This is a genomic window from Microcoleus sp. PH2017_34_RAT_O_A (genome assembly GCF_020737885.1).
GTDB lineage: Bacteria > Cyanobacteriota > Cyanobacteriia > Cyanobacteriales > Microcoleaceae > Microcoleus.
This window is the reverse complement of the sequence record NZ_JAEQDD010000063.1, coordinates 19,279-28,213: the sequence shown is the minus strand read 5'-3', so window position 1 is coordinate 28,213 and position 8,935 is coordinate 19,279. Positions and strand designations below refer to the sequence as shown.

The window sequence follows — 8,935 nt, the reverse complement described above, 5'->3', positions numbered from 1 at the left end:
GGTCAGTTTCATGATAGATTTTAGAGACATAAGATACGCTGCACACTGAAATTATCTTTGGGTCATTATAGGATCAATCATTCTGTGGTGCTCCCTTAGATAGTCTTTTTGAAGCTTTTGTGCAAACCCAAACTGGTAAAAACTCCCAAGAAGGAACTGGTTTGGGACTGCCAATCAGCCGCAATTTTGTAGAGTTAATGGGTGGCAAGATGAGTGTCTATTCAGAATTGGGAGTGGGAACAACTTTTGTATTCGATACTAAAATTAGTGCGATCGATCCCAGGGAAATAGAAGGCAAAAAGACGGCGCTACAAGTGATTTGCCTCGCACCGAATCAACCTAGGTATCGCATTTTGATTGTTGATGACAAACCCAGCAATAATTTGCTGCTACTCAAACTGCTTTCTCCCCTCGGTTTTGAACTAAAAGAAGCTTGTAACGGCCAAGAAGCTGTTGAGATTTGGAATGATTGGGAACCGCATTTAATTTTAATGGATATGAGAATGCCCGTGATGGACGGGTACGAAGCTACAAAACAAATCAAAGGTACTCTTAAAGGTCAAGCTACTGCAATTATTGCTGTAACTGCTAGTGTTTTAGAAGAAGAAAGAGCGGTTGTTTCTTCGGCAGGATGCGATGATTTTATCCGCAAACCGTTCCGGGAAGCAGATATATTTGATGCGCTTCAAAAACATATTGGGGTGAATTTTATCTATGAGGAACCTGCTAGCAACAAGGATTTGACGAAACTGGATATCCAAGCTGCTTTGAGTCGGTCAGCTTTGGCGAATTTGCCTGCTGAATTGTTGGCTGATTTATTGGCAGCTTCCAGCCTCAGTGATATGGCTAAAGTTGATAGTTGCATAGAGCAAATCCGCAAGCTTGATGAATCTGTGGCTGAGGCTTTAGCTTTTTTGGCAAATGATTTTGATTATATTCAAATAGTTTCTTTAATTGAAACTTATTAGGTTTGATCGTTCGGAATTCAGTCCTTTCTTTTCTGCGGACTAAAGTCCTCACTACGAACCTTTGTTATTAGGTTCGATCGTTCGGAATTCAGTCCTTTCTTTTCTGCGGACTAAAGTCCTCACTACGAACCTTTGACCAGAAAATTTTGTATTCTTTGCCAAACTCGTTCCAGTAAATCAGGTACGCTAACATCAAACCATTCAATTTCAGGATATGCTCTAAACCATGTCCGCTGTCTCTTGGCAAATTGCCTCGTGTGCAAAATTGTTAATTCTTTAGCTTCCTCAAGCGTAATGTCGCCAGCTAAATATCGTTTGATTTCCTGATATCCCAGGGTGTTCAACAATGGTAAGTCGCAGCCGTATTTTTTGCACAAATATTCTACTTCAGCCAGCCAACCGCGTTCTAACATTTGTTCGGTGCGCTGTTGGATGCGATCGCCCAAAACATCCATCTCGCAGTCCAACCCAATCTGTAGAATCGGATAATTGGGAGGATTTTCGCCTTGCTGTTCGGAAATAGAGCGCCCGGTGACATAAAATACTTCCAGTGCCCGTAAGGTTCTGAATGAATCGTTGAGGTGAATTTTCTCGGCGGCCGGGCGATCGACCTGCTGCAACATCGCATAACATTGAGATTGGCCCAGATCCGCAAGTTGCGATCGCAATTCGGGCATCGGCGCTACCCTAGGCATTTTCAAACCCTTGACAATCGATTTGATATATAAGCCTGTCCCTCCCACCAACAACAGCGGAGGAGAAACGGGAAAATCGACATCAGCAATTATTTTTTGAGCTTGCTGCTGGTATTCTGCGAGTGTTAGAGTTTCTGTCGGCTCGCAAATGTCAATTAAGTGATGCGGTACAGAAGCGCGATCGCTCTTTGTCGGTTTTGCCGTTCCGATGTCAAATTCGCGGTACACTTGACGGGAGTCTGCGCTCAAGATCGAAGATTTCAGTCGATCGGCAACTTCCACAGCCACTCCAGACTTCCCCGTCGCCGTCGCCCCGCAAATTGTAATCAATCTAAACATAAGCCGTCGCACACTTAAAAAACATATTGCATTTCCCAAGAAAAACCCTCAAATCCTATCCCAGGCTCTATTCATCCCTACTTTCCCTTCTCTGGCTTCACTCATTCACCGCCCTGGGTGGGAAATCGCGAAGCAATCTCAAAACTCTTCCCCTCCGTCCCCCCGATAAATTTCCATTCAGAAAGCCCTAGCATCGCCATTAACGGTTTTGTGCTATAATTTTAGGAGTTTTCCCATTTTAGAAGCTTTTGGGGCTTTAGGCCTCATTATTGGAGCTATTTTTGTATGACCAGCAGCTACAGCGCCGACCAGATTCAAGTTCTCGAAGGTCTCGAAGCAGTCCGCAAACGACCGGGGATGTACATCGGTACCACCGGCCCGCGAGGACTCCACCATCTAGTTTACGAGGTTGTGGACAATTCCATCGATGAGGCGCTGGCTGGCCACTGCACTCACATCGAGGTTGACTTCAACGCCGACGGTTCAGTCACTGTCACAGATGACGGCCGCGGTATTCCTACCGGGATCGTTGCCAAGACTGGCAAATCGGGAATCGAAACAGTAATGACTGTACTGCACGCCGGCGGTAAGTTTGGCGGTGGCGGTTACAAAGTTTCTGGAGGTTTGCACGGTGTAGGTATTTCCGTGGTTAACGCGCTTTCCGAGTGGGTAGAGGTTACTGTTTGGCGCGACCAAAAAGAACATTTGCAGCGCTACGAAAGAGGCTTTCCCGTCAGCGAACTTGTGGCCAAGCCCTGCAAAGGAAATCGCACCGGTACTTCAGTTAGTTTCCTTCCAGACACTCAGATATTTAGCACTGGGATTGAGTTTGATTACGCTACGGTTTCTGGACGTTTGCGAGAGTTGGCTTATCTGAATGCGGGTGCGAAAATTACTTTTGGCGATCGTCGCTTGGAATTGCTCAAAAGTAGCGAACCGCGCGTCGAAACCTATTGTTACGAAGGTGGCATCAAGGAATATGTCATGTACATGAACCGCGAGAAGCAGCCACTGCACGAAGAGGTGATCTACGTACAAGGAGAACGCAACAACGTGTATGTAGAAGTGTCTTTGCAGTGGTGCGTCGATGCTTTTAGCGACAACGTTCTGGGTTTTGCCAACAACATTCGGACGATCGACGGCGGTACACACTTAGAAGGCTTAAAGGCTGTTTTGACGCGGACGATGAACTCGATCGCCCGCAAGCGCAACAAAATCAAAGAAAACGAGCCCAACCTCGCCGGCGAAAACGTCCGCGAAGGTTTAACAGCCGTGATTTCGGTCAAAGTTCCCGATCCCGAATTTGAAGGCCAAACTAAAACAAAGCTAGGAAATACCGAAGTCCGAGGAATAGTTGATTCCTTGGTAGGCGAAGTATTAACCGAATATTTGGAATTTCGGCCCCAAGTAGCAGACGCTATTTTGGAAAAAGCAATTCAGGCATTTAAAGCCGCAGAAGCCGCCCGTCGTGCCCGCGATTTAGTCCGCCGAAAATCCGTCCTAGAATCGTCTCCTTTGCCCGGAAAATTAGCGGACTGTAGCTCCAGAGACCCCGCCCTGTCTGAGATATACCTGGTCGAGGGCGATTCAGCCGGCGGCTGTTTTCTCTCTTCGGAGAAAATATTATTAGCTGATGGCACAACAAAAACCTTCAAAGAGATAGTTGACGAACAAGCAGAAGGTAAAGAACACTTTTGCTACACCATTCGCGAGAGTCGAAACATCGGGTTTGAGCGGATAACCAACGCTCGCATGACTAAAGCAAATGCTGAGGTTATCAAATTGACATTAGACAATGGGGAGACAATTACTTGTACTCCAGATCATCGGTTCATGTTGCGGGATGGCACTTACAAAGCAGCAGCCATGCTGACACCGGACGATTCCTTAATGCCTCTCAACCGCCAGTTGTCGAAAAAGAACCAAAACGGGCAGGGACTTAACGGTTACGAAATGGTTTGGAATCCCAGCAGTGACAAGTGGATTTACAGTCATTTGTTATCGGATTTCTACAACCTGAAACATGAGGTTTATCAAGCATCTGACGGCAATCACCGCCACCATGTTGATTTCAACAAACTCAACAACAATCCGACCAATATTCAGCGACTACCTGCTCAGGAACACTTGGCTTTACACCGCGCCAACCTTGAGAAAACATTGCACAGGCCGGATGTCATTGAAAAGAGCCGTCAAGCTCACATGACTGATGAATTTCGGGCGATGATGAAAGAGCGGATGCAGCAGCCTGAAACCAGGCAAATTCTCTCAGAACAGGCAAAGGCTCAGTGGGAAGATGAAGAGTATAAAGCTTACATGACTAGCAAGTGGCGTGAGTTTTACGACACTAATGAAGCTTATCGCGAGCAAAATAATGAATTGCTCAACCAAGCCCAACAAGAGTATTGGAGTTCTGAAGAAAACCGCTTAGCTCAGTCTCAACGGGTTCGCAATCATTTTGCTAACAATCCTGAAGCGCGGGAGGCTAATTCACAATTGGCCAAAGAACAGTGGCAAAATCAGGATTTGTTGGACTGGCGACGGGAGAAAACTAAGGAACAGTGGACACCGGAGTTTCGCCGCCAACGCAAAGCAGCTTTGGACGAAACTTATTACCGCAAAACTCTGGAAGCATTGAAGACTGTTCAGATGAAAATGGGCTGGATTGATGTAGATTATTACAATTCTTATCGCCGCCTGAAGAATGATAAGTCTTTGTTGAAGTACGAGACTTTTTGTAAGCGCTACTTTAATGGTGAAGAATTATATGCTCGCCAAGCGGTTCGTAATTACAACCACCGTGTTGTGAAGATTGAAGCTGTAGAGGAACGGCACGATGTTTATGACATCGAAGTGCCTAACAGCCACAACTTTGCACTAGGTGCGGGAGTTTTTGTACACAACAGCGCGAAGCAAGGGCGCGATCGACAATTCCAAGCAATTCTGCCTTTGCGCGGTAAAATTCTCAACATCGAGAAAACCGACGACGCCAAAATCTACAAAAATAACGAAATTCAGTCGTTAATTACAGCCCTGGGTTTGGGTATCAAAGGCGAAGAATTCGACCCCGGTCAATTGCGGTATCACCACATAGTGATCATGACTGACGCTGACGTAGATGGGGCCCACATCCGCACGCTGTTGCTGACTTTCTTCTACCGCTACCAGCGCGCACTTGTAGAACAAGGTTACATCTATATTGCTTGTCCTCCTCTGTATAAAGTGGAACGGGGACGCAATCACTACTACTGTTACAGCGATCGCGAAATGAACAATCTCGTCCGCAACGAATTCCCCGCCAATGCGAACTACACTATCCAGCGGTTCAAAGGTTTGGGCGAAATGATGCCCACGCAGTTGTGGGATACCACGATGAACCCGGAAACTCGGACGCTAAAACGGGTGGAGATTGAAGACGCTGCTGAAGCCGATCGCATCTTTACCATCTTAATGGGCGATCGGGTCGCCCCCCGCCGCGAATTCATCGAAACCTACGGCCCCAAACTCAACCTCCTCGACTTGGACATCTAAGTTAGTTGACAGTTGACAGTTGACAGTTGCTGGCGAGGATGAGTCATTAGTCATTAGTTAGTGGCTGATGACTACTGCTTTCCTGTCAACTGCTTTCCTGTCAACTGCTTTCCTGTCAACTGACTACTGCTTTCCGGCCAACTGCAACTTTTGTTATAAAAATTAATACAATCTCTCATCAAATTGCTTTAAGGTAAATGCTTAGGTAAATTTTAGATTTTTGGCGCATCCATCAGCTACCACAAAAATAGAAGGTTGGACAATATAGCATGAGCATCAATTTAGCAACAAAATTGCGTGAGGGAACAAAAAAATCTCACACAATGGCAGAAAACGTTGGTTTTGTCAAATGCTTTTTAAAAGGCGTTGTAGAAAAAACTTCTTACCGGAAGTTAGTAGGAAACCTGTACTTTGTCTACTCGGCAATGGAAGAGGAAATGGAACGCCAAAAGCAGCATCCGGTTGTTTCAAAAATTTACTTTTCTGAGTTAAATCGCAAACAAAGTTTAGAGCAAGATTTATTCTACTACTACGGCGCCAATTGGCGGGAACAAATATCCCCGTCACCAGCAGCTAAAGCTTACGTGCAGCGGATTCATGAAATCTCGGCTACCGCACCAGAACTGTTAGTAGCTCAGTCTTACACTCGCTACCTAGGCGACTTGTCCGGCGGACAAATCCTCAAGGGAATTGCTCAGCGCGGCATGAATCTTACCGAGGGAGAAGGCACTGCTTTCTACGAATTCCAGGATATTCCTGATGAAAAAGAGTTCAAAGCTAACTACCGTCAGGCAATGAATGAATTGCCGATTAACGAAGCTACAGCAGAGCGCATTGTTGACGAAGCTAATGCAGCTTTTGGCATGAACATGAAGATGTTTATGGAGTTAGAAGGCAATTTGATTAAAGCTGTCGGTCAGATGCTGTTCAATACCCTGACGCGGAAGCGCGGCGCAGCCAGTACCGAATTGGCTACTGCTGATTAGTCAATACCCATTGGCAATAATTTGAGCCTCGTTTAAGAGGAAAACATTAAATCCTGGGGGTTTGATGGCTGCTTTTACAGTCACCAAAGCTCCGGGATTTTGCATGGCGGGCGATCGACTTTTTGACTCATATCATTTCCGGTTGCATCGGAATTAATATTAACCCGAAATCAGGACACGGCAGTGCAGTCTCCCAATTCATAACGGTAGGGAAACGGCACGTGCAGTCTCCTCTATATCATTCCGGCGCAGCCGAAATTGATCTGAAGTGTTTGTTGACACTAAGGTTTAATCATTCCGAAAAAAAACTATGCGATATCACAATCAACAATCAACAATATTTTAGCAGTAAACTATGAAAATTCTGTTAGTAGAAGATGACTATCGCATTGCCCAAGCATTAGCAGAAGCCCTCACCGACCAACATTATGCCGTAGACATAGCCGCCGACGGTCAAGAAGGTTGGAACTTTGCAGAAACTTTTACCTATGACTTAATTCTGCTAGATGTGATGCTGCCAAAAATAGATGGAATTACCCTATGTCAGGGCTTGCGCCGACAAGGTTTAAAAACCCCCGTGCTCATGCTAACAGCCAGAGACACCAGCAATGATAAAGTCATAGGACTAGATGCCGGAGCTGATGATTATGTCGTTAAACCCTTCGATTTGCCAGAATTAGCAGCAAGAATTAGAGCCTTACTGCGGCGGGGAAGTACAACTTTGCCACCAGTATTAGAGTGGGAAAATCTGCGTTTAAACCCGAATACCTGCGAAGTTACTTATCGCGATAATTTGCTTAATTTTACACCAAAGGAGTACAGTTTGCTAGAATTATTCCTGCGAACAGGAGGGCGCGTTTTAACACGGAGTGCTATCCTAGACCATATATGGGCTTTTGAAGACTCGCCAGGAGAAGAAACCGTAAAAGTTCATCTCCGGGGTTTGCGACAAAAACTGAAAGCAGCAGGCGCACCAGCTAATTTTATTGAGACTATTTATGGCATGGGTTATCGGCTCAACCAAAACCTCTAATCCCCAATTTCAATCTTTGGGATGGCGTTTATTGCTATCTTACTTAACAGTGATGGTAGCTATTTTAGGAACTTCTGCTATTGCTGTTTATGAATTATTTGCCAGCAGTCTGTATCAAGAATTAGACCAGCGATTGGAGGTTTTGGCTCAAGCAGCTTCTCACAGTTTAGTTGCGATCGAAAAGCAGCACCTTTCTGAACATCCAGAAAAAAAAGGCGATCTATCTCATCAACAAAGTGAACAGCGCAATGATGACTTTCAGATTGAACTCGATCGCGAAAAAGTAACGCGCCAGTTAGACAAAGACGGAGACTTAGACATTCCCTGGCAAAATCTGCGGGAACCAGATCAATCTGTAGAATGGTTTAATGAAGCAGGTAAAATGTTAGGAAATTCCGGCAAGACTTTACCGCCTGTAACGATAAAATCGGGTTTCCAAACCATACAAAACGGGCAAATTCGGTCGGCAACAATTCCAGTTTACATTTCTTATGATGATAAAAAGCAAGAATTAAAAGGTTATATTCGCACCAGCGAATCTACTAAAGAAGTTGAAGAAGTTCTCAGCAGACTCCGCTGGAATTTGGGTTATGGGAGTATTATTTTCCTGAGCTTGACTGCGGTTGGTGGTTTGTGGCTGACTAAGCAATCTCTCAAGCCAATTGAGGATAGTTTTCAGCAGTTAAAACAATTCACTGCTGATGCTTCTCACGAGTTGAGAAGTCCGCTGACGGCGATTAAAACTTCAGTGGAAGTGATGCAGAGTCATCCTGAGAGAATTCATGCAGCGGATGTTAAGAAAATGGTGGCGATCGCCTCTGCGACTAAACAGATGACTCAGTTAGTTGAAGACTTACTTTTATTAACTAGAATGGATGCACCAGCAGCCACGATCGCCCGCGAGTGGATAGCGGTTCCGTTAGACGAACTATTAGAGGATTTGCTAGATTTGTGGGAACTGCAAGCTCAAGAAAAGCAAGTTATTCTCAAGTCAAATTTAGCCATTGATACATCTGTAATGGGAGATGCTGCACAGCTAACTCGTTTGTTTTCCAACTTGCTCGGAAACGCAATTCATTACACACCAGCGGGCGGAATTGTGACTGTTTCTCTGAGCAGACAGAACCGATCGACAATTGTGAGTGTAGAGGATACTGGCATCGGCATTGCTCCAGAAGATGTCAAGTTAGTTTTCGACAGATTTTGGAGAGCAGATCGAGCGAGAAATCGCCGTGCAGGGGGTTTGGGGATGGGATTGGCGATCGCCCAAGCAATTGTCCAAAGCCACCGAGGAGAAATTAGCGTTACCAGTCAGCTAGGAGTAGGTAGCTGTTTTCAAGTAAAATTCTCCTCAGTAGCTTAAGAGTTGATATTAATAGAAAA

6 protein-coding genes and 1 pseudogene are annotated in these 8,935 nt (G+C 45.3%); 6 read left to right on the top strand and 1 reads right to left on the bottom strand.

Translation table 11 applies throughout. The features are described from left to right. Nucleotides 1-107 precede the first annotated feature (107 nt). Nucleotides 108-245, top strand: a pseudogene (locus JGK11_RS20900) (ATP-binding protein); the annotation flags it as partial. Next, entirely contained in the window at nucleotides 234-968 is a 735-nt protein-coding gene (locus tag JGK11_RS20895; RefSeq protein WP_293212703.1) for a response regulator, read from the top strand. The pseudogene JGK11_RS20900 and the gene JGK11_RS20895, both read left to right, overlap by 12 nt. A 122-nt stretch (nucleotides 969-1,090) precedes the next feature. Here the strand turns inward: JGK11_RS20895 and miaA are convergent, their stop codons facing one another. After that, nucleotides 1,091-2,002, bottom strand: coding sequence for a tRNA (adenosine(37)-N6)-dimethylallyltransferase MiaA (gene miaA, locus JGK11_RS20890; protein WP_293184899.1), 912 nt, complete (start codon nucleotides 2,000-2,002; stop codon nucleotides 1,091-1,093). 285 nt (nucleotides 2,003-2,287) lie between these two features. Between miaA and gyrB the strand changes: the two genes are divergently transcribed. From gyrB to JGK11_RS20870, 4 genes are all read left to right on the top strand, one after another. Beyond that, nucleotides 2,288-5,533 (top strand): DNA topoisomerase (ATP-hydrolyzing) subunit B, encoded by a 3,246-nt coding sequence (gene gyrB / locus JGK11_RS20885; protein WP_293212701.1) that lies wholly within the window; start codon nucleotides 2,288-2,290, stop codon nucleotides 5,531-5,533. Nucleotides 5,534-5,802: 269 nt separating this feature from the next. Next, nucleotides 5,803-6,519, top strand: a complete 717-nt coding sequence (locus tag JGK11_RS20880) for a heme oxygenase (biliverdin-producing) (RefSeq protein ID WP_293190508.1) — start codon at nucleotides 5,803-5,805, stop codon at nucleotides 6,517-6,519. A gap of 355 nt (nucleotides 6,520-6,874) precedes the next feature. Continuing rightward, nucleotides 6,875-7,552 carry a response regulator transcription factor gene (locus JGK11_RS20875; protein ID WP_293212699.1) on the top strand — a complete coding sequence of 226 codons (678 nt, stop codon included), beginning with the start codon at nucleotides 6,875-6,877 and terminating at the stop codon, nucleotides 7,550-7,552. Next, a complete protein-coding gene (locus JGK11_RS20870; protein WP_293206171.1) occupies nucleotides 7,518-8,915 on the top strand; it encodes an ATP-binding protein in 1,398 nt (465 codons plus the stop codon). Before JGK11_RS20875 ends, JGK11_RS20870 begins: the two co-directional genes overlap by 35 nt. The last annotated feature ends 20 nt before the right edge of the window (nucleotides 8,916-8,935 follow it).